21 protein-coding genes and 1 pseudogene are annotated in these 20,940 nt (G+C 64.3%); 16 read left to right on the top strand and 6 right to left on the bottom strand.

The window, feature by feature from the left end; genetic code table 11:
- Positions 1–10: 10 nt before the first annotated feature.
- Together IE187_RS19910 and IE187_RS19905 are read right to left on the bottom strand one after the other, a co-directional pair.
- On the bottom strand, positions 11–304 hold the full coding sequence (locus tag IE187_RS19910) for a PepSY domain-containing protein (RefSeq protein ID WP_189677752.1): 294 nt from the start codon (positions 302–304) through the stop codon (positions 11–13).
- Positions 305–693: 389 nt separating this feature from the next.
- Positions 694–1,068, bottom strand: a complete 375-nt coding sequence (locus tag IE187_RS19905; RefSeq protein WP_438810941.1) for a metal-sensing transcriptional repressor — start codon at positions 1,066–1,068, stop codon at positions 694–696.
- A gap of 42 nt (positions 1,069–1,110) precedes the next feature.
- Between IE187_RS19905 and IE187_RS19900 the strand changes: the two genes are divergently transcribed.
- The 9 genes from IE187_RS19900 (at position 1,111) to IE187_RS19860 (ending at position 10,614) form a co-directional block, all read left to right on the top strand.
- Positions 1,111–2,238 (top strand): nickel/cobalt efflux transporter, encoded by a 1,128-nt coding sequence (locus tag IE187_RS19900; RefSeq protein WP_189677751.1) that lies wholly within the window; start codon positions 1,111–1,113, stop codon positions 2,236–2,238.
- Positions 2,238–2,429: a DUF1289 domain-containing protein gene (locus IE187_RS19895; RefSeq protein ID WP_189677750.1), complete on the top strand. Its 192-nt coding sequence runs from the start codon at positions 2,238–2,240 to the stop codon at positions 2,427–2,429. Before IE187_RS19900 ends, IE187_RS19895 begins: the two co-directional genes overlap by 1 nt.
- Entirely contained in the window at positions 2,429–2,779 is a 351-nt protein-coding gene (locus IE187_RS19890) for a DUF3147 family protein (protein WP_189677749.1), read from the top strand. The genes IE187_RS19895 and IE187_RS19890 overlap by 1 nt, the downstream gene beginning before the upstream one ends.
- A 1-nt stretch (position 2,780) precedes the next feature.
- Complete coding sequence (locus IE187_RS19885) at positions 2,781–3,125, top strand: hypothetical protein (protein ID WP_189677748.1); 345 nt, start codon at positions 2,781–2,783, stop codon at positions 3,123–3,125.
- A gap of 53 nt (positions 3,126–3,178) precedes the next feature.
- Complete coding sequence (locus tag IE187_RS19880) at positions 3,179–4,438, top strand: TolC family protein (protein ID WP_189677747.1); 1,260 nt, start codon at positions 3,179–3,181, stop codon at positions 4,436–4,438.
- Positions 4,435–5,595 (top strand): efflux RND transporter periplasmic adaptor subunit, encoded by a 1,161-nt coding sequence (locus tag IE187_RS19875; protein ID WP_189677746.1) that lies wholly within the window; start codon positions 4,435–4,437, stop codon positions 5,593–5,595. The genes IE187_RS19880 and IE187_RS19875 overlap by 4 nt, the downstream gene beginning before the upstream one ends.
- A complete protein-coding gene (locus IE187_RS19870; protein WP_189677745.1) occupies positions 5,592–8,834 on the top strand; it encodes an efflux RND transporter permease subunit in 3,243 nt (1,080 codons plus the stop codon). Before IE187_RS19875 ends, IE187_RS19870 begins: the two co-directional genes overlap by 4 nt.
- A 126-nt stretch (positions 8,835–8,960) precedes the next feature.
- On the top strand, positions 8,961–9,917 hold the full coding sequence (locus IE187_RS19865; RefSeq protein WP_189677744.1) for a cation diffusion facilitator family transporter: 957 nt from the start codon (positions 8,961–8,963) through the stop codon (positions 9,915–9,917).
- A gap of 10 nt (positions 9,918–9,927) precedes the next feature.
- On the top strand, positions 9,928–10,614 hold the full coding sequence (locus IE187_RS19860) for a ZIP family metal transporter (protein ID WP_189677743.1): 687 nt from the start codon (positions 9,928–9,930) through the stop codon (positions 10,612–10,614).
- A 214-nt stretch (positions 10,615–10,828) separates the two neighbouring features.
- On the opposite strand, the gene IE187_RS19855 is transcribed toward IE187_RS19860, so the two are convergent.
- The 4 genes and pseudogenes from IE187_RS19855 to copC form a co-directional block, all read right to left on the bottom strand.
- Positions 10,829–11,212: a MerR family DNA-binding protein gene (locus IE187_RS19855; RefSeq protein ID WP_010165232.1), complete on the bottom strand. Its 384-nt coding sequence runs from the start codon at positions 11,210–11,212 to the stop codon at positions 10,829–10,831.
- Positions 11,209–13,471, bottom strand: a pseudogene (locus IE187_RS19850) (heavy metal translocating P-type ATPase). The gene IE187_RS19855 and the pseudogene IE187_RS19850 overlap by 4 nt, the downstream one beginning before the upstream one ends.
- A 418-nt stretch (positions 13,472–13,889) precedes the next feature.
- A complete protein-coding gene (gene copD, locus IE187_RS19845; protein WP_189677742.1) occupies positions 13,890–14,816 on the bottom strand; it encodes a copper homeostasis membrane protein CopD in 927 nt (308 codons plus the stop codon).
- Between the two features lie 4 nt (positions 14,817–14,820).
- Positions 14,821–15,189 (bottom strand): copper homeostasis periplasmic binding protein CopC, encoded by a 369-nt coding sequence (copC, locus tag IE187_RS19840; protein WP_189677741.1) that lies wholly within the window; start codon positions 15,187–15,189, stop codon positions 14,821–14,823.
- A gap of 126 nt (positions 15,190–15,315) precedes the next feature.
- Here copC and IE187_RS19835 point away from each other — a divergent pair, with 126 nt between their 5' ends.
- The 7 genes from IE187_RS19835 (at position 15,316) to IE187_RS19805 (ending at position 20,891) form a co-directional block, all read left to right on the top strand.
- Positions 15,316–15,591: a hypothetical protein gene (locus IE187_RS19835; protein WP_189677740.1), complete on the top strand. Its 276-nt coding sequence runs from the start codon at positions 15,316–15,318 to the stop codon at positions 15,589–15,591.
- Complete coding sequence (locus IE187_RS19830) at positions 15,588–16,028, top strand: periplasmic heavy metal sensor (RefSeq protein WP_189677739.1); 441 nt, start codon at positions 15,588–15,590, stop codon at positions 16,026–16,028. Before IE187_RS19835 ends, IE187_RS19830 begins: the two co-directional genes overlap by 4 nt.
- A complete protein-coding gene (locus IE187_RS19825; protein ID WP_189677738.1) occupies positions 16,025–16,594 on the top strand; it encodes an RNA polymerase sigma factor in 570 nt (189 codons plus the stop codon). Before IE187_RS19830 ends, IE187_RS19825 begins: the two co-directional genes overlap by 4 nt.
- 67 nt (positions 16,595–16,661) lie before the next feature.
- Positions 16,662–18,638 (top strand): copper resistance system multicopper oxidase, encoded by a 1,977-nt coding sequence (locus IE187_RS19820; protein ID WP_189677737.1) that lies wholly within the window; start codon positions 16,662–16,664, stop codon positions 18,636–18,638.
- Complete coding sequence (locus tag IE187_RS19815; protein WP_189677736.1) at positions 18,635–19,903, top strand: copper resistance protein B; 1,269 nt, start codon at positions 18,635–18,637, stop codon at positions 19,901–19,903. Before IE187_RS19820 ends, IE187_RS19815 begins: the two co-directional genes overlap by 4 nt.
- Positions 19,904–19,997: 94 nt before the next feature.
- Positions 19,998–20,387 carry a DUF305 domain-containing protein gene (locus IE187_RS19810; RefSeq protein ID WP_189677735.1) on the top strand — a complete coding sequence of 130 codons (390 nt, stop codon included), beginning with the start codon at positions 19,998–20,000 and terminating at the stop codon, positions 20,385–20,387.
- Positions 20,388–20,522: 135 nt separating this feature from the next.
- Complete coding sequence (locus IE187_RS19805) at positions 20,523–20,891, top strand: hypothetical protein (RefSeq protein WP_189677734.1); 369 nt, start codon at positions 20,523–20,525, stop codon at positions 20,889–20,891.
- Positions 20,892–20,940: the final 49 nt, after the last annotated feature.

Genomic DNA, 20,940 nt, shown 5'->3' with positions numbered 1-20,940 from the left:
GGACAAAGTGTCAGTCCTTTGCATTCAGACCTTCAAATTTGTCTTCGACGATACGTCCAGTATTGGCGTCGACACCGATTTCGTGGATGCGCGCTCCCTGTCGGATGTCGAAAGAATAGCGCCAACCGCCACCTTCTTTTTCATACTCGGCATCGGCGACTTTGCCGGGTGCCTTGCTGAGCGCGATCGCGCGCGCCTGTGCCATCGACAATTTAGCCGCTGGTTTGTTCGGCGCGGCAACGGCCATGGCGGGAACCAAACCGGCAGCGGCGGCGGCCATGGCGAAGAGCGGAAGCTTGTTCATTATCAGTCCTTTCTCAAAGTTGCTCTGCGTTGAGCACCTCGGATTGGTACACCACCCTACATTGGGCCATCGATGCGGCCGCGTTATAAAAACCCAATGTGAGATCCTTTGGACACTTTTCCATCGTGGATAAGGCACATCGATCCCCGTCGGCCCTCACTGCGAGGAAATCGAACGGGTACGCGGAGGGCAACTCCGGTCCTGCTCGCCGGGGCTATGGCCGTGGCGCAGGCACAGACCGCAGCCGGTTGGCTGTTGCCCCGGATGGGTGCCGAGGGCGTGCAGCAGATAAACGCGGCCGCGTGACCCGATCAGGGGCGCCACCTTACGCGTCGACTAGGGCCAGAGAATCAAGCGCCGCTCCCCCGCAGAGCGAGGGAGCGGCGCTTCTACCAATATTTCGAGATTGCTCGGAACTGCTCCGCCGCGGCCTTGGTCCCTTCGCCCTCTTCGGCGTGGACGAGGCAATGGTCGATATGGTCGTTGATCAGCGCGCGCTTGGCGCTGGCGATAGCATTCTCGACCGCCTGAAGTTGTTGCGCGATGTCGACGCAGGGGCGCTCCTCCTCGATCATGCTGACGATGCTGCGAAGGTGGCCGTTCGCACGGTTCAGCCGCTTGATGATCGCAGGATGACTGGAATGATCGCTGTGGGCCATGTCACCCCATGTAGGACATTCCTTGAACGATTGTCGAGTATCCCCCCCCAGGGGGATGGACTTGATCCCCCTGGGGGGATACAGAAGCCCGATCTCGGCACCCATGCACAGCTATCGTTTGGACGCTCTGAAACATCGGGAAATATGATGACCTCGTTTGCAGACCTCATTCAGCAGGGTAGCACGAACCTTTGGCTGTTCATCCCGAGCGCGTTGCTGCTGGGCGCGTTGCATGGTTTGGAGCCCGGTCATTCCAAAACGATGATGGCCGCGTTCATTATCGCGGTGCGCGGCACTGTCGGCCAAGCCGTGCTACTCGGCCTTTGCGCAGCGTTGTCGCATACTGCGATCGTTTGGGGGATCGCGCTCGGCGGGCAGTATCTCGGCCGCGGCATCAACACCGAGACGACCGAGCCTTACCTGTTACTCGGCTCTGCGGTCATCGTACTTGGCATCGGCCTCTGGATGGTCTGGCGCACGCGTGCGGACCAGAAGGCGGAAGCGGCGCACGATCACCATCATCATGGCGAGGATGAGGTTCGCTCAATTGATACCGGCCACGGCATGATGCGTCTCGAAATCTTCGAGGACGGCGTACCGCCTCGCTGGCGCGCGCGCTTCGGCAAGGGCGGTTGGAAGGCTGACGACGTGACCGTCACCACGACCCGCGACGAGGGACGGTCGCAGACCTTCCGCTTCGTCGATCGCGGCGACTTTATCGAGAGCGTTGAAGAGATCCCCGAGCCGCACGCCTTTGCAGCGCGGGTATCGCTCGGACATGGCGGTCACAGCCACGACTACGATCTCACATTCGCCGAACACGATCACGGTCACGACCATGGGGCGCCGACGGACGGCCTCAAGGTGACGGGCGACGATGCCTACATGGACGCCCACGAGCGCGCCCATGCCTCCGACATCAGTCGCCGTTTCGCCGACCGGAAGGTGACGACCGGCCAGATCGCGCTGTTTGGCCTCACGGGTGGGCTTATCCCCTGCCCCGCAGCCGTCACCGTTCTCCTGCTCTGCCTCCAACTCAAGCGCCTCTCGCTGGGTGTAGTGTTGGTCAGCGCGTTCAGCGTCGGCTTGGCGGTGACGATGGTCAGCGCAGGCGTCATTGCTGCCCTCAGCGTCAATCAGATTCAGAAGCGCTGGTCCGGCTTCGGTGATTTCGCGCGCAAGGCACCGTACGCATCGGCTGGTCTGATGATCATAATCGCGAGCTATATGGCCTATTCCGGCTTGAGCGGACTCAGCCGCATCGGCGCGATCTGATGCGTTCGCCATGTGTTGAACTCTGCGGTTTCGACGCCCGAACCGGTTGGTGTCAGGGCTGCGGTCGCACGCGCGAGGAAGTCCGCCGCTGGCGTAACCTCCGGCCTGGCGACGCACGGCGCGTCGCAAGCGACCTGCCGCAGCGTCTGGCGAAACTGAGTACCCGCCTTGCCAAGGACGGTGCGCGCTGATGTTCTACCTCGCCGTCAAAGCCCTCATCTCCGGTATCCTGATCGCCGCGGCGTCGGAGGTGGCGAAGCGTTTTCCCGGCTTCGGTGCGCTGATCGCCTCGCTGCCGCTCGTCTCTGTCCTCGGCATGATTTGGCTATGGCGCGACAAGCCCGACGCCGAGAATATGGCGGCGCATGCTGGTGCGACGTTCTGGTACGTCATTCCGTCGCTGCCGATGTTTCTCCTCATCCCCGCGCTGTTGCGCTCCGGCCTCCCCTTCTGGCTTGCGCTGACGCTTGGGTGTATACTGACAATAGTGCTCTATTTGGCGATGACCTTGCTGGCGCCCCGGTTCGGGTTTCGCCTCTGATATGATGACGGTGCGTCGCCCCGGCTTCTCGCTTTTTGGCGCGCTGCTCGCCTTCGCGGCGATCCTTGGCGTGTTCGCACTGTCGAGCTGGCATAGCGCGGTAGTTGACGACACCGATCCGATCCACGCCGTATCGATCGGGCAAAGTAATGGCCGTCATAAGAAGGCCGACCCCGACGGTCCGATCCACGTCGTCGCCCATGCCACCGCCTCCCTCGTATCGATCGAGGCTCAGCCGGTCGCGACGGTGCTACAGGGGCTCGCCGATCAAGCTTGGCTCCCGTTCGTTACCCTCTTTCGCGCTGGCAGCGATCCTTCCGGGCCATTGAGACCACCCCAGGGCTGAGCCTCTCCGGCGCTTGTGCGCCGCAAGGCTTTCCCCCTGGAGGATCAAAGAACATGAACGGTCATCATGGCCAACAGCGCGCGTTCGTGCTGCTCGGCAGTCTCGCGGCGTTGATGCCCGCGGGCGCGGCGTGGTCGCAATCCGCGCCGCCCTATGCTCAACTTCTTCGCCAAGCCCGCGATAATCCGCGGGTGACGGCGCTCGATGCCGACGTCGCGCGCGCACAAGGTCTTGCCCAACAGGCACGCGCCCGGCTCAATCCGTCCCTGAGCGTCTATGCCGAGAACTTCATCGGCGACAGGACGCGTAACGCGACCGACCAGCAGCAAACAACCTTTCAGGTCGACCAGCCCATTGAGCTTGGCGGCAAGCGGTCCGCGAGGATCGCTGCCGGCGAAGCCGGCGTCGTTGCCGCCCAGGCCCGAGGGTTGGACGGGCGACTTGGCTACGCGACCGAACTGGCGCGTGCCTATGCCGGGGCCGAGATCGCCGAACGCAGGATCGGTCTCGCGGAGGCAAATCTGGAGGCCGCGTCCGGCGATCTCAAGGTCGCGCGCGCGCTCGTCGACGCGGGCAAGGAAGCGCGGCTTCGACAGGTCCAGGCTGAGACGGAATTGAACACCGTCCAGGCCGACCTCGAGGACGCGCGTGCACAGAGAACGGTCGCGCTTGCGCGTCTGTCGGCACTGGCAGGATCGCTCACGCCCTTCACCGGTGTCTCGGAATCGTTGCTCGATCGGCTCGAAGCGCGACCCGCCAGCGGCCCTGTCGATCCGCTGCAATCGACTGCGGTACGGGTGGCCGACGCCGAGCGGGAGGCCGCCGCACGTCAGGTGGCGGTTCAACAGCGGCTCGCGATCCCTAACATCACCGCGCAGTTGGGCGTCCGCCAGGTGCGCCTCGCAAGCGGACCTGCCGTCGTCGCAGGCGTCGCGATCCTGTTGCCTTTCTTCGACCGTAACAAGGGTAACATCGCCGCGGCACAAGCCGAGCTACAGGGTGCGGAGGCCCGTGCAGCGGTTGTCCGGCTCGACGCCGAGGCGAACGCCCGCACTGCCGGCGCACTGATCGGGGCCGCTGACGCTCGTGCCGCAGCCGCTGCCCGCACACTGGCAACAGCGCAGGAGGCATATCGCCTTGCGCGGATCGCCTACGGAGCGGGCAAGTCCCCGCTAATCGAGTTGATCGCCGCGCGCCGCAACCTCGGGCTCGCGGAAGGTGTCGTCGTTGATGCCACTGCCGCGCGTTTCAACGCCCGGATCGACTTTGCCCGCCGGCAGGGCCTCACCATTACCGGAGAACCGGTCCAATGACCGATCGCAATCGTCTTTACACAGGCGCAGCCGTTGGGCTGGTCGCCGCCGCGGCGCTCGGCTTCGGCGCCGCCCGTCTCACTCAATCTCCCGCCCCCGCTCCAGCACCGATTGAAAAAGCCGCACCAGCCAAACCAGTCGGCACGCTCACTATCACGCCGCAAGCTATCGCTACGTCGCAGATCACCGTTGCGCCTGCCGCAACCGGCGAACTGGATGCCGCGGTCCTCGCATCTGCGACCGTCGAGGCGACCCCCGATGCCGAGGCGGTCCTGACTGCCCGCGCGCCGGGCACCGTCACGCGCATTTTCGCGCGTATCGGTGATCCCGTTCGGGCAGGGCAGACGCTCGCGCTGGTCGAAAGTCGGGATGCCTCCCAGATCGTCGCCGATCGTGCGTCGGCGTCGGCGCGCGTGACGCTCGCATCCAAGCAACTCGCCCGCGAGCGCTCGCTGCTGGCACAGGGCGTCAGCCCCCGTGCCGACTTCGAGTCCGCGCAGGCGAACCTCTCGGTCGCCCAGGCTGACGCTCGTCGTGCCAGTGCCGCCGCAGGCGCTGCGCGCGTATCGGCCGATGGCCGTTCGGTTGCGATCGTCAGTCCGGTTGCGGGTCGCGTCACCAGCGAGGCCGCTAACCTCGGTCAATTCGTCGCGGCGGAAACCGAGCTGTTTCGCGTTGCCGATCCGCGCCAACTTCAGATCACTGCCAGCGTGCCGCTGGTAGACGCCGGCCGTGTTCGGGCGGGTGATCGGGTCGAGCTGACCACGACCGATGGACGCACTGTCGAGGGGCGCGTGCGTGCGTCGACGGGCGTTGTCGATCCGCAGTCGCGTACCTCCACGGTTGTCATCACGCCGACAGCCGGGACCAGCACGCTCGCCCCCGGCCAGCTTGTTCAGGCGCGGATCTTCGCCAGTGGCGGTGCCGCCAAAGGCGGCGTCATGGTCCCGCAAGATGCCGTACAGACGCTCGGCGATCGAACTGTCGTGTTCGTTCGCACCGCCAAGGGCTTCAAGGCGCAGACCGTCCGCGTAGCAAATCGCTCGGCCGGCATGGTCTCAATCGCAGATGGCCTTGCCGCAGGCACGCCGATCGCCACGACCAACGCCTTTCTCATCAAAGCCGAACTCGAGAAGAACGAGGGGGGCGAGGAATGATCGAACGCATCCTATCGACGTCGGTCCGCTTTCGCTGGCTTGTCGCCTTCCTCACGCTCGTCGTCATCGGTTTCGGGGCTTGGCAGATCACCAGGTTGCCGATCGATGCGGTGCCGGACGTCACCAACCGGCAGGTCCAGGTCAGCGCGTTCGTGCCGACGCTCGGACCGGTCGATATCGAAAAGCAAGTGACGTACCCGGTCGAGACAGCGCTGGCCGGTATCCCCGGGCTTGAGATGACCCGTTCGATCTCGCGCAACGGCTTCAGCCAGGTAACGGCGGTGTTCACCGACGCGACCGATATCTATTTCGCACGCCAACAGGTCAGCGAACGCCTCACACAAGCCAAGGACAATCTGCCGCCGGGCGTACAACCCAATCTCGGCCCGCTCAGCACCGGCCTAGGCGAAATCTTCTTCTACTCGATCGCCTGGAAACACCCCGACGGAAAGGGGCCGGAACATGTCGACGGCAAGCCCGGCTGGCAGTCGGACGGAAGCTATCTCACCCCCGAAGGCGAACGGCTGACCACGCCGCTCGCCCGTGCCGCCTATCTGCGCACCGTGCAGGACTGGATCATCCGGCCGCAGATGCGCAACGTGAAGGGCGTCGCCGGGGTCGATTCCAATGGCGGCTACATCAAGCAATATCTGATCGAACCCAACCTCAACGCGCTTGCTTCCTACGGCATCTCGATCACCGAGCTGGCGGCCGCGATGGAGCGCGCGAACCTGTCCGCAGGCTCGAACTACGTGCGGCGTGCGGGCGAAAGCTTTCTGGTACGGGCCGACGCCCGGCTGAAGTCGATCGAGGATATTCAGGAAGCCGTCGTCGCGACACGCAACGGCGTGCCGGTGCGAGTAAAGGACGTCGGACAGGTCGTCATCGGCGGTGCTGTCCGGACAGGCTCGGGAAGCCGTATGGGCTCGGAGGCGGTTATCTCGACCGTGCTGATGCAGGTCGGAGAGAACAGCCGCATCGTTGCGACCTCGGTCGCCGACAAGCTCAAACAGATCAAGAAGACATTGCCGCCGGATGTGTTCGCCGAGCCGGTCTACAACCGCTCGAAACTCGTCGATGCGACGATCGCGACGGTGGAGAAGAACCTGACCGAGGGCGCGCTGCTCGTGATCGTGATCCTGTTCCTGCTGCTGGGCAACGTGCGGGCAGCGCTCATCACTGCCGCTGTCATCCCGATCACGATGCTGATGACCGCCGCTGGCATGAATGCCTTGCGGGTGTCGGGCAACCTGATGAGCCTTGGGGCGCTCGACTTCGGTCTCATCGTCGACGGTGCCGTCATCATCGTCGAGAACGCCCTGCGCCACCTCGCCGAGCGACAACAGGAAGAAGGCCGGTTGCTGACGCTCGAGGAGCGTCTCGAAACCACCACCACGTCGGCGAAGGAGATGATCCGGCCGACCGTCTATGGCCAGCTCATCATCTTCCTCGTCTTTACGCCGCTCCTCACCTTCCAGGGCGTGGAGGGTAAGACCTTCTCGCCGATGGCGCTCACGCTGATGATCGCCCTTGCCTGCGCCTTCATCCTGTCGCTGACCTTCGTGCCGGCGCTGATCGCGATCGTCATCAAGGGCCGCGTCAGCGAGACGGAGGTTCGGCCGATCCGCTGGTTCAAGGAGCGGTACGCGCCGGTCCTGACCCGTGCCGTCGCCCGTCCTGTGCCCTTCATTTTGGGCGGTGCCGGCGTGTTGGCGGCTGCGGTGTTCTGCTTCGGCTTCCTCGGCGAGGAGTTCATGCCGCATCTCGACGAGAAGGATATCACCGTCACCAACTTCCGGGTGCCGTCTGCCTCGATCGAGCAATCGACCGAGATCCAGATGCGGCTCGAGGACGCGTTGAAGACCCTGCCAGAGGTGGCGCTGGTGTTCTCCAAGAACGGCAATGCCGATCTTGGCACCGATCCGATGCCGCCGAACGCTTCCGATACCTATGTCATTCCCAAGCCGCAGGACGAATGGCCTGCCGGGGTCAAAACCAAGGACGACGTAATCCGGCGCATCGAGGAGCGGATGAAGAGCGTCATCGGCAACCGCACCGAGATCCAGCAACCGATCCAGATGCGGTTCAACGAGTTGATCGCCGGAGTCCGCGCCGACGTCGCGATCAAGCTTTATGGCGATGATCTGGACGCCATGAATGCGCAGGCATCACGTATCGCTGCGGCCGTCCGCAGCATTCCCGGTGCGGGTGACGTGAGCGTCGAGCAGACGTCGGGATCGCCGACCTTTGACGTTCAGATCGACCGCCAGGCCGCAGCTCGTCTCGGTCTGTCGGTCGAGGAAGTAGCGAACACCGTCGCGACCGCCTTGGGCGGCCGGGAAGCGGGAGTGGTCTTCGAGGGCGATCGGCGCTTCAACGTCGTCGTCCGCTTACCCGACGCGCAGCGCGATGACATTGATACGCTCGGCTCGATCCCGGTCATGTTGCCTACCACCGATGGGCAGACGGCCCGCTCCATCCCGCTGCGTGAGGTAGTGCGGTTCCGCTATACCGAGGGGCTGAACCAGATCAGCCGCGAGAACGGCAAACGGATGGTAACGGTCCAAGTCAACGTCCGCGATCGCGACCTCGGCGGTTTCGTCAAGGACGCGCAGGCAAAGGTCGCTGCGATGCAGCTCCCCGCCGGCATGTATACCGATTGGGGCGGCACCTTTCAGAGCCTGCAATCGGCGCGCCTGCGTCTGGCGCTGGTGGTCCCGATCTGCTTCGCGGCGATCTTCGCGCTCCTCTACATGGCGCTTGGCGGCTTCGTCCCTGCCGCCATCGTCTTCTCGGCTGTGCCGATGGGCCTCGCGGGCGGCGTGTTCGCGCTTCTTCTTCGCGGCATCCCGTTTTCGATCACCGCGGCCGTGGGCTTCATCGCCCTGTCGGGCGTCGCGGTGCTGAACGGGCTCGTCATGATGAGCGCGATCAAGCGCCGCAGAGAGGAAGGCGAGGACGAAGACCAGGCCATTGCCGATGGCGCGATGGAGCGGGTCCGCCCGGTCCTGATGACGGCACTGGTAGCCTCGCTCGGTTTCGTACCGATGGCCCTTGCTACGGGCACGGGCGCGGAAGTCCAGCGTCCGCTCGCTACTGTCGTCATCGGGGGGCTGATCACGTCGACGGTGCTGACACTGCTGGTCCTCCCGGCGATCACTGCTTGGGCGGCGCGCTTCACCGCGCGCCGTCGCGATCGAACCCCTACCCGACAAGGTACCCCCGTCCCTGCGGAATGATCGTCAGGTCCGATCGATGCTGCTTGTGCCGACCCACCAATTCAAGGAAGCGATCATGTCCATTATTCGAAAGACGATCACCGTCGGGACCGTTGCTGCCCGGCTCGTGAGTCGCGGTGTCGCAAAGTGAGCGCCGAGCACGCACACGATCATGGCGGGCATGACCACAGCGGGAAAGGCCATGGTCACGCGGGGCACGATCACGCGCCCAAGAGCTTCGGTTCTGCCTTCGCGATCGGCACCGCGCTCAATCTCGGCTTCGTCATTATCGAGGCCGGTTACGGTATCGCCTCGGGATCGATGGCGCTGCTGGCGGATGCCGGCCACAATCTGAGCGACGTGCTGGGGCTGTTGATCGCTTGGGGTGCAGCCACACTGGGTAAGCGCCGCCCGGGCGGCAAATACACCTATGGTTTCCGCAGCTCATCGATCCTGGCTGCGTTCCTCAATGCCCTGCTGCTGCTCGTCGCGATCGTCGTGATCGCGGTCGAGGCGATCCGGCGCTTTTCCGAGCCGGCTCCGGTAGCGGGCGGCACGGTGATGATCGTCGCGGCGATCGGCATCGTCGTCAACACGGCGACCGCGCTCCTGTTCATGTCGGGCCGCAAGGGCGATCTCAATATCAAGGGCGCGTTCCTCCACATGGCGGCCGACGCCGCGGTGTCGGCCGGCGTCGTGGTGGCAGGCTTTATCATCGTGAAGACCGGCCTCACCTGGATCGACCCGGTGACGAGCCTCGTCATCGTTGCGGTGATCGCGATCGGGACGTGGGGGCTACTCCGCGATTCCGTGAACATGAGCCTTCAGGCCGCACCTCCTGGCCTCGACCCCGAGGAGATCGGCACCTTCCTGCGCGGACGCGAGGGCGTGCAGGATATCCACGACCTTCACGTCTGGCCGATGAGCACGACCGAGACGGCCTTGACCGTGCATCTGCTCGTCCCGAGCGGCTATCCCGGCGACGCCTACACGGCCGGCGTCGCGGCAGCCCTGAAGGAGAAGTTCGGGATCGACCACGCGACGATCCAGATCGAGACCGACCCGGGTACGCCGTGCGCGCTCGAATCCGACAAGACCGTTTGAGGGGCGCGACATGCAGGCATTAGTCTTCACCCTGATCCCGGTCACGGCCGTACTGCTCGGTTCGCTGGTCGCTGTTACCCGACGACCGAGCGAAGCGTTCGTGAGCGCCATGCAACATCTGGCAGCAGGCGTGGTGTTCGCCGCAGCCGCAGTCGAGATCCTTCCGCAGGTGATGCACGAAGGCTCGCCCATCGCGACCTTCATCGGGGGGGCGATCGGCATCATCGTCATGCTTTCGCTGAAAGCCATCGAGGGTCGGGCCAAGGGGCCGATCGCGATGCTCGGCGCGGTCGGCGTCGACATTTTGATCGACGGGCTGGTGCTGGGGCTGGCGTTCGTCGCCGGCGGTAAGGCGGGCATATTGCTCACCATCGCCTTGACGCTCGAGGTGCTGTTCCTCGGGTTGACCGTGACGACCGAACTCGGCGAGAGGATCCGATCGAAGGCCCGTATCGTGGCGATCACGGTGGGGATCGCGCTGCTGCTCCCAATCGGCGCGGCGCTGGCGACGCCCGTGGCGCTACTCCCGCCCGTCGTTATCGCCGGGTTTCTGAGCTTCGGGCTGATGGCTCTGCTTTACCTCGTGACCGAGGAGCTGTTGGTCGAGGCGCACGAGAAGCCCGACACACCGCTCATCAGCGCCATGTTCTTCATCGGTTTTCTGGGTCTGCTCCTGATCGAGGAGATTTTGGGCTGACCGATCAGCATGGCGCACGCTGGACGGACGAGGCCGACGCCGAGCTACGCCGGCGCGTGGCGGCCAGGCAGACCGTCGGACAGATCGCGCGCGAGATGGGACGAACCATGGACGCGATCCGCGGCCGGGCAGCGTCACTGCGGATCACGCTTCGCTCTTCGCAACGACCGTGGCGGGACGGCGTTGCTCGTCGCCCTAGCGAGTAGGCGCAACCTCATGCTTCCATGCGGCGAAGAATCGGGCAGTCCGGTCGATCGTCTCCGTGGCAGCGGTTTACCAATTCCAGCAGCGTCGATCGCATATCTTCGAGCGCAGCCGCCTTACGCCCAAGTTCATCAGCGCGCGCTTGCGCGAGCATTTTGACTTCACTGCTGGATCGGCTGCGATCGGACCACAGCCCGAGCAGCGTCCTAATCTCCTCGATCGGAAACCCCAGGTCACGCGCATTGGCAATGAAGCGAAGGCGATGAACGTCGGGGTCGGCATAGTCGCGGTAACTCCCACGCCTCGCCGGTGCGGGCACGAGGCCAATCTTCTCGTAATGGCGGATCATGCGCTGCGAGACGCCGCTGGCATCTGATGCCGCTCCGATGTTCATAGCTTCACCGTGTTCAGCCGCAGCGCGTTGAGGACCACGGTAAGGGACGATAGCGCCATCGCCGCGCCGGCCAGCATCGGCGAGAGGAGGATGCCAGCCACGGGGTAGAGCACCCCGGCCGCGACCGGCACGCCGATCCCGTTGAACAGGAACGAGAAGAACAGGTTCTGACGGATATTCCGCATTGTCGCCCGGGCGAGCTTCCGGGCACGCACCATCGCCGAGAGATCGCCGCGCGTGAGCGTTATGCCGGCGCTTTCGATCGCCACGTCCGTTCCCGTACCCATCGCCAGACCAACATCGGCCGCGGCGAGAGCGGGAGCGTCGTTGATGCCGTCGCCAGCCATCGCGACCTTGGCGCCGCCCGCCTTCAGCTCGCCGATGATGCGCGCCTTGTCCTCCGGGCGCAGACCGGCGCGCACGTCGTCGAGCCCGCCGACGGCGCGGCCGACCGCATCGGCAGTCGTCTGATTGTCACCGGTCAACATAATGACGCGGAGGCCCTGCTGGCGGAGTGCGGCAATTGCCTCTCCGGCGTTGGCGCGGACCGGATCGGCGACCGCGAGCAGGCCGGCAAGAGCGCCATCGATCGCCACCAGAATTACGCCTGCACCCTCGCCACGATGACGATCGGCATCGGCATCGAGCGGCTTGGGATCAGCGCCAATCCGGCTCATTTGCTCGGCGTTGCCGATCACGACCGAACGGCCATTGACCTTGGCGCTGACCCCTAGACCGGTTTGCGAGGCGAAGTCCGTGACCGTGCCGAGCTGCAATTCTCGATCCTTGGCGGCAACGACGATCGCGTGTGCGAGCGGGTGTTCCGATTGCCCTTCGACGGCCGCAACAAGCGCTAGCATGTCGTTCTCTATGATGGCGCCGATCGTCTGGACCGCGATGAGCTTAGGCCTGCCTTCCGTGAGCGTGCCCGTCTTGTCGATGACCAGCGTATCGACTTTTTCTAGCCCCTGTAGCGCTTCCGCGTTCTTGACCAGAACGCCGGCCTGAGCCCCGCGGCCCGTCCCGACCATGATCGACATGGGCGTAGCGAGACCCAGCGCGCAGGGGCAGGCGATGACGAGCACGGCAATGGCATTGAGCATGGCGTGGCCCATGCGCGGCTCAGGACCGACCAGTGACCACACCACGAACGTCGCGATAGAAACCAGCACGACCAACGGCACAAACCAGCCAGACACCTGATCGGCGACTGCCTGGATCGGGGCACGGCTGCGCTGCGCGTCCGCAACCATGCGGACGATCCGCGCCAGCATGGTAGCCGACCCGACCGCGCGCGCTTCCATGACCAGGCTGCCCGTGCCGTTGACCGTTCCACCCGTGACGGCCGCCTCAACCTCCTTGAGGACAGGGGCGGGCTCGCCGGTGAGCATCGATTCATCGACCGAGGAGCGTCCCTCGACCACCACGCCGTCAACCGGGATCGCATCCCCGGGACGAACGCGTAGCCGATCACCGGCCGCCACGTTGGCAAGGCTGACTTCTTCCTCGGATCCGTCGGCGCGCAGTCGGCGCGCTGTCTTGGGGGCAAGATCCATCAGGGCGCGGATCGCGCGCCCCGTCGCTGCCCGGGCTCGCAGTTCGAGAACCTGTCCGAGCAGAACCAGCGCCACCACGACGCCCGCGGCTTCGTAGTAAACCGGGACCACGCCCCCGTGCATGCGGAAGGTCGGCGGAAAGATGCCGGGCGCAACCGTAGCGACCAAGCTGTAGAGGAAGGCAGCGCCGACCCCGATCGAGATCAGCGTGAACATATTGAGATGGCGGGTGCGAAGAGAAGTCCATCCGCGCTGGAAAAACGGCAAGCCCGCCCACAACACGATCGGGGCGCTTAGCGCAAGCTGTATCCAAGGCGATGCGGCAGGACTGACGACATGGACGCCGAGCATTTCGGCGACCATCGAGATCGCCAGCAGCGGCACGGCGAGCACGCCCGCCACCCACAGCCGACGCGTGAAATCGACCAGCTCGGGATTGGGTCCATCATCGAGCGACGGTTCTTCCGGTTCAAGCGCCATGCCGCAAATCGGACACGTCCCCGGTCCCTCCTGGCGGATTTGCGGGTGCATGGGACACGTCCAGATAGCTCCCGGCGTCGCCGCTGGCTCAGGTTTCGGCTTGTCGCCGAGATAGGCATCAGGGTTGGCGACGAATTTGGTCCGGCAACCAGCGCTGCAAAAATGGTAGGTTTGGCCGGCGTGCTCGGCATGATGGGCCCTTTTTCGCCGGATCGACCGTCATCCCGCACACCGGGTCCGTAACCGTCGCTGCGCCTTCAGAGACCGTGCTGCCAGCGCAGCAACCTCCAGCCTCAGGGTGATGCTCGTCGTTTCTGGCCGTCTCGGGAGGTCCCTCAGGCGCTCCGCCCGAGCAGCAGGCCGCTGGCGCGGGAGAGACAGTCCCGGCCGCAGGCCCAGTGGTACTATGCCCGGAACAGCCGCACCCGCTGGCTTGAGGCGTATGGGAATGAGGGTCGTTCATGGCGTGAGACTCCTTCTACCCGAGGGCATGTAGGGTCTGACATCGTGTCAAGGTCAAGCCCGCCTACCTAGACTCTACGCGGCCGGGGTCGGTTGCCCTTGGAAACAAACGGGAGTGGTCCTCCGATTGATCCATCAGAGCAGGAGGCCGGGAGCCACGAGGACCGCCCGGCCGATCCTCACATCGCCGATGCAGGGGGAGCGAGGGTCCCCAGCCAGGCGACGAGTCCGAGGATGACGACGATGCACCCGGTCTCGGTTACGAGGCTCGCGCGCAACATACCGAGAGCCCTGCGATGATCGGTACTGGCGATCGATCGCTCGAAAGTCGGCGCCAACCGAAAACGGTTGAGGGCGGCAAGACCGAGCATGGCTGCGAACAGCATCAGCTTGGCGAGCAGGAGCTGACCATAGAGCGACTTGCCGAGGTCCGTGAGGTGGTCGACACCGACCAACATCCAGCCGTTGACCAATCCGGTGACGACGATCGTAGCGACCACGACCGTTCCGACCATCCCGAACCCGTGCAGTGCGCGGTGCGTCAGTTCAAGGTGTGCTGCATCAACCCGCGCAGCGGGCCGCGAGACGAGGAGGATCAGCCCGAACAAGGCCCCGACCCAAGTCGCCGAAGCGACGAGGTGCAGAATATCGGCACCAAGGTGAACCCAGCCGATCGCGGCGTCATCCATCGCACCGTGCCCGGTCCACGCCAGCGTTCCGATCGCAACGACGCCACAAAGCGCGACGATGCACAGCCAGATTCCGTGGCGAGCAATCATCATTGCCGCCACCCCGGCGACAACGAGCACGACCATGCGAAGCTTCCAAGCCGCCCCAATGGCAGAGCCGGAGAGCAGCGCGCCGATCGCTTCGCCATCGATCGGCCACGCTGGCGTTCCCGCCATCGAGGAAGCCATCAGCACAATCCAGGCGGCCGAAAATAAGAGGCCGAGGGCCGCGCTGCCGACCAGCCATGCGCGGAGCGCGAGCGCGTTACCGCGCTCGTTTGCCCGCAGCCCATAGAGGCCGAATGCAGAGAGGCCGAACAGCGCCGCCAGCGTCAGGTAAAGCGCGAAGCGGATGCCGATCAGTGACCAATCGGCCATCGTCTCACTTCACCGCAAAGGCATAGCTTCCGGCGACCTTGTGCGTGTCTGTCGAGACCACCTGCCATGCCACGCTATAGCGGCCGTGCGGGAGCGAGCCGTTGGGAGTGACGATCAGCGTACGAAGATCAGGCCCCAGTTTTGCTACGCTGGCCATCTTCATGGCGGCCATCCCGGGCATGGCCGCCATAGTCAGCTCGGCCTTGGAAAAGGCTGGCAGCAGCTTTTCGCTGAAATGCAGCTCGATATGCGTCGGCTTGGCAACGGTCGCATTCGCGGACGGGCTCGCAGACAGCAGTTTGGGGTGCGCGTAGGCGGTGCCGGCGAGCGCAAGGGTCGCAGCAGCGGCAATCAGGACAGGGAAGCGGCGCATGGATGGCTCCTTCGTGATGGGGACTATCCTTCGATACGCGCTACAATCGACTACCCCTCGAAAAGTCGTGCTGAGGGATTGGGCTGAGGCTCGCGTAACCTATGCTAGAGAGGTGGAGTGAACGACATGGATGACCTCGACGCAGTGTTGACGATGGTGGCGCACGCTCCCGTGCCCGCCAGCCTCGACGGGATGGAAGCCAAGGTGCTTGCGCGCATCGCCGCACGGCCAGCGGCGCGAGCCGGCATGGGTATCGGCGCGATGACGATCGCCGCGGCGCTAATCATGGGCGTCTTTGGCGCAGGCTTTCCGGCCAGAGAGGCCGGGGCGGTGTCGGCGCTCTCGCCACTCGGGCCAATGTCGCCGCTCGCCCCGTCGGTCTTGCTCGCCGGCGCGCCATGAGCGGTCGCATCCGGCTGATATTGTGCGTGATCGCCTGCTTTATTGCGGCGGTCGGCGGTGTCTTCATCGGGCGGGCACTTCTCCCCTCGCCGGTGCAGCCCGGCGCGGAGCTGCACGAGGTGCTGCATCATAAGCTGGCGCTGGACGCAGATCAGCAGGCACGTCTCCACGTGTTGGAACAGCGCTTCGCGGTCCAACGCCGCGCCTTTGAGCTGGAGTTGCGGGCCGACAACGCCCGTCTCGCGGAGGCTATCGAAGTCGAACACGGCAACGGACCGCGCGTTGTCGCGGCAGTCGATCGGAGCCACGCTGTCATGGGCGAGCTTCAGAAGGCTACGCTCGCGCATATATTCGCCATGCGGCAGCTTCTCCGGCCCAACCAGACCGGGCAGTTCGATCAGGCGGTGGTGAAGGCGCTCACCGATGATAAGCGTTGAGCCTCGACTGGACCTCGCTCACCGAAGCCGAGCTTGCGACGCTCAGCATCGCGGGGCGGGAAGCCGCCTTTGCCGAGATCATGCGTCGCCATCGGCAGCCGATTTTCCGGATAATCCGCGCCTGCGTCGGTGAAGCCGACGAGGCGCTGGACCTGTCGCAGGAGACCTTCGTCGCCGCCCATCAGGCCATGCCGCGCTACGATGGCAATCGGTCGATGCGCGCGTGGCTTTCCACGATCGCGATCAACAAATGCCGTGATTGGGGACGCAAGCGGACCGTGCGCCGCTTCCTCTCATTCGCGATCCCGGTCGGTATCGAGGCCGAGGCGGTTACAGACGATCAGGTGCCGATCGACGACGCCGCCAGCGATCGGCAGGAGCTGGACCGGGTGACGCGCGCCATCGCCGCCCTCCCCGCTGCGTTGAAGGAGCCGCTGGTGTTGCGGACGATCGAGGGCTTGAGCCAGGCGGAAACCGCTGCGGTGTTGTCGATCAGCGAGAAGGCCGTGGAAACGCGGCTTTATCGCGCGCGGGCGAAGCTGTTGGAGAGATTAGGCGATCGTTGAGGGGTAGCACGACGCACCGCGTATCAAGGCTAGAGGGCCAGTCCCATTCGATAGCCTTGAGGATCGCATGAGCCGCATAATCGACCGCCGCCAGATGCTACGCGGTGCCGCCCTTGCAGGCGGCGGACTCGCGTTGTCGGCTTACATGCCGGCCTGGGCGCAGACCAATTCGGCCGGGCTTACCACGCCCCTGCCGACCGTCACCGGCAACGACATAACGCTCCGGATCGCGCGCCAGACAATGATGATCGACGGCCGGGCATCCAGGGCGATCGGGATCAACGGCACCGTGCCCGCGCCGTTGATCCGGTTGCGCGAGGGGCAGAACGTCCGGCTCCACGTCATCAACGACCTTGACGAGGACAGCTCGATCCACTGGCATGGGCTGCTCGTTCCCCCGCAGTTCGACGGCGTGCCGGGCATCTCATTCCCCGGTATCAAGGCGCGGTCGAGCTTCCTCTACGAGTTCCCAATCAAACAGAACGGCACCTATTGGTATCACAGCCACTCAGGTCTTCAGGAGCAGCTTGGGCATTACGGCCCGATCGTGATCGACCCGGCCAGTACCGATCCGGTGCAATCCGATCGCGAGCACGTCATCGTGCTTTCGGACCATAGCCAGCTCAGCCCCGAAGCCATCTACCGCGATATGAAGGTCGATCCTGGCCACTTCAATTATCAGCGCCAGACGCTTGCCGGCCTGCTGTCGGGCAAGGATCAGCGGTCCAAAGACCGCATCGATTGGGGCAAGATGCGGATGGACCCCACCGATATCTCCGACGCGACCGGCCCCGCCTACACGTACCTCGTCAACGGGCATGGCCCGCGCGACAACTGGACCGCGCTCTTTACACCCGGCCAGCGCGTGCGGCTGCGCGTCATCAACGCATCATCGATGACGACCTTTAATGTCCGCATCCCAGGTTTGAAGCTCACCATCGTCCAGGCGGACGGGCAGAATGTCATGCCCGTGGAGGTGGACGAATTTCAGATCGGCGTCGCCGAAACCTACGACGCGATCGTCACGCCCAGCGATGATCGAGCCTACACGCTCGTCGGCGAGGCGATCGATCGATCGGGTCTCGCGCGGGCAACGCTTGCCCCGCGCGCCGGTATGGCGGCCGAGGTGCCAGCACTTCGACCACGCCCGCTCGCGACCATGGAAGACATGGGCATGGATATGTCGGCGATGGGCGGCATGGAGGGCATGGACATGTCCAACGGTGACATGTCGAAGATGCGCGGAGCTGATTCTACAGCCGAAAAGAACCCGTCCGCCAAACTCACGACGCCCGGTGCCGGCATGGCCGCAGGCGCGATGGCGATGAGCGGGATGACGCCGGGCGGTAGCGCGATGCCGGGCATGGATCACACCGGCATGAGCCCGGGTGCGATGGCAAGTGGCGGCAGCGCGGGTGGCATGGCTGGCATGGACCATAGCGCGATGGGCGGCCACCAGGGCGGCACGGGCGCGATGGACATGGGCTCAATGAAGATGCGAGACTTTTCGAAAGCGCCCCAGGTCAAGAAAGGACCGGGCGTTCAGACGATTTCGCCGATGCCGATGGACCGTACCGGCGAACCCGGCCAGGGCTTGGAGAATGTCGGGCACAAAGTGCTCGTCTATCGGGATTTGATGGCCTTAACGCGCAACCCCGACGTGCGCGCGCCCGAGCGTAGTCTCGACATTCATCTGACCGGCAACATGGAACGCTTCATGTGGTCGTTCGACGGCGTGAAGATGTCTGACAAGATGGAGCCCATCCCCTTCCTCGAAGGCGAACGCGTGCGGATCAATCTTATCAACGACAGCATGATGGGGCACCCGATCCATATCCACGGCCACTTTTTTGAGCTGGTGACAGGGCACGGCGATCATGCGCCGCGCAAGCACACTGTCATCGTTCAACCGGGGGGCAAAGTGACGTGGGATTTCACCGCCGATGCCGTCGGCGATTGGGCGTTCCACTGCCATCTTCTCTACCACATGCACGCCGGAATGATGCGAACGGTGAGCGTCCGTCCGCGTGGAGAAGCCGTATGACGCGGTTCGCTTCCATATTCGCGGCCACAGCCATGCTGTCCATCACGGCCCCGGTCGCGGCGCAATCGATGCAGGGCATGAACATGCCGGGCATGTCGATGCCTGCCAAGAAGAAGCCCGCCGCCAAACCAGCGGCCAAGGCCAAGCGGCCGGCTAAGGCGAGGCTATCGCCCGCCAAGCGAAAAATGCCCGCAAAGCATTCAGCCGCGCCGATGGCGGGCATGAAGGGTATGGAGGGCATGGACCACTCCTCGATGCCGGGAATGGATATGTCCGGAAGTAGCCCACAGCCGGCGCAGGGCGCGCATCAGGACATGCAATCCATGCCGGGGATGCAGATGCCTGCGAACGGTCAACCGGCCGCCCAGGGCGCGCAGCAGCCGATGGCGGGTATGCAGTCGATGCCCGGTATGACCATGCCGGCCGATCAGCATGGTAGCCAGGTCATGCCCGGCATGTCGGGCATGGCCACGATGCCGGGCATGACAATGCCCGGAATGCAGCAGACCGGCACCGCTTTAGCTGCTGGGAATGCACCGGCTCCCGCTCCGCCTATGGACCATTATGCCGATCGCCAGTTCGCCCCGGCCGAGATGGCGAAGGCGCGGCACGACATGATGGTCGACTCCGGCGGCAAGCCCTTTTCCCAGGTGCTTTTCAATCTTGCCGAATATCAGGCGCGTCAGGGTCGCGACGGTTATCGTTGGGATGGCGAGGCGTGGTTTGGCGGTGACATCAATCGCGTCTGGCTAAAAAGCGAAGGTGAAGGCGGGTTCCGCGAAGGCGTCGAGAGCGCCGAGGTGCAGGCGCTCTATAGCCGGGCAGTCGGCCCCTATTTCAATCTACAGGCGGGCGTCCGCCATGACTTCCAGCCTTCACCCAATCGGACTTACGCAACGGTCGGGTTCGAGGGCCTGTCCCCCTATATGTTCGAGGTCGAAGGCGCGTTGTTCCTATCAACCAAGGGCGATTTGCTAGGCCGCCTTGAGGGCTATTACGACCAGCGCATCACCCAGCGGCTCATCCTACAGCCGCGCGTCGAATTGAACTTGGCGGCGCAGGACGTGCCCGAAAACCGGCTTGGTGCGGGGCTCACGGACGCCGAGATAGGGCTTCGCCTTCGCTATGAACTCAGGCGGCAGTTCGCGCCCTATGTCGGCGTCTCCTACGTCGCGCAGACCGGGCGCACCGCAGACTTCACACGCGCCGAGGGCAAAGACCCGTCTACGACGAGCTTCGTGGCGGGCGTGAGAATCTGGTTCTGATGACGAAGGACATAGCGGAAATAGAGCCGTTGCCGACGTGTGAGGGGTACGCGCCGCGCGCGCGTAGAACCTTTAGATAACAGAGGAGACGAACATGCGATTTGCACCGATATTTGCTGCCTTGGCGGTCATCGCCACCCCGGCGCTTGCCCAGCAGGGCGGGATGCAGGGGATGGATCACGGCCAGATGGCCGGCATGAACCATGACGACATGTCGAAGATGATGGCTGGCAACCCTTACGCTCAATCTGAAATGGACATGCGTCAGAAGATGATGGCTGCAAAGCAGGGTGACGCGGCCGAAATGTGGACGCGCAAAATGATCGAGCATCATCGCGGTGCCGTCGCCATGTCTCGCGTCGCAGTCCGCGACGCCAAAGACCCTGAGATAAAGCAGATGGCGCAGATGACGATCACGAAGCAGGAAAAGGATATTGCTGAGCTACAGGGTTGGCTCCGCAAGCACGGCAAGCGCCCCCAGTAACGGGTGCCCACCCCGCCCTGTTATCCCTCTACCCCTGACAGGGCGGGTTTTGATTTCGTCATGTAACCAATCGATGATCCCACCAAGAAGACTCGGCCGATTGACAGGTTCAGAGGCGCCCCGCAGAAAGTGCATGTGAAGCGCCTATTTCTTTTCCTGATGCTGATCGGCGTGATGGTCGGACTTGCTGTGCAGCAGCCGGCCCAGGCGCTTGCCGCCCCGGCAGGTGCGATGGACATGGCAGTGATGGCAACGAGCGACATGGCATCCATGCCGGATTGCAAGTCAGCGATGGAGAAGGACACAGCCCATAAGCCGTGCAAGTGCGGCTTGGCCGGCTGCATCGCAATGATGGCGTCGGGCGGGCCGATGATGCTGTCCGACGCATCGATGGTTCTCCAAGTTGTGGCCCGCTCCGATCGTGATGAGCAGATCGGTATCTTCGCAGCCTTGCGGGGCCGTTCGACCGCTCCGGAACCAGAACCGCCTTCGACCCTGATCTGATTTCAAGTCCGCGCGCGTGCCCGTCACGCGACCCGGCGCGCATGCGCCG

Origin of the sequence: Sphingomonas glacialis (genome assembly GCF_014653575.1) — a bacterium.
Lineage (GTDB): Bacteria > Pseudomonadota > Alphaproteobacteria > Sphingomonadales > Sphingomonadaceae > Sphingomonas > Sphingomonas glacialis.
The sequence above is the reverse complement of the archived record's forward strand: the minus strand, read 5'-3'. Positions and strand labels throughout refer to the sequence as shown.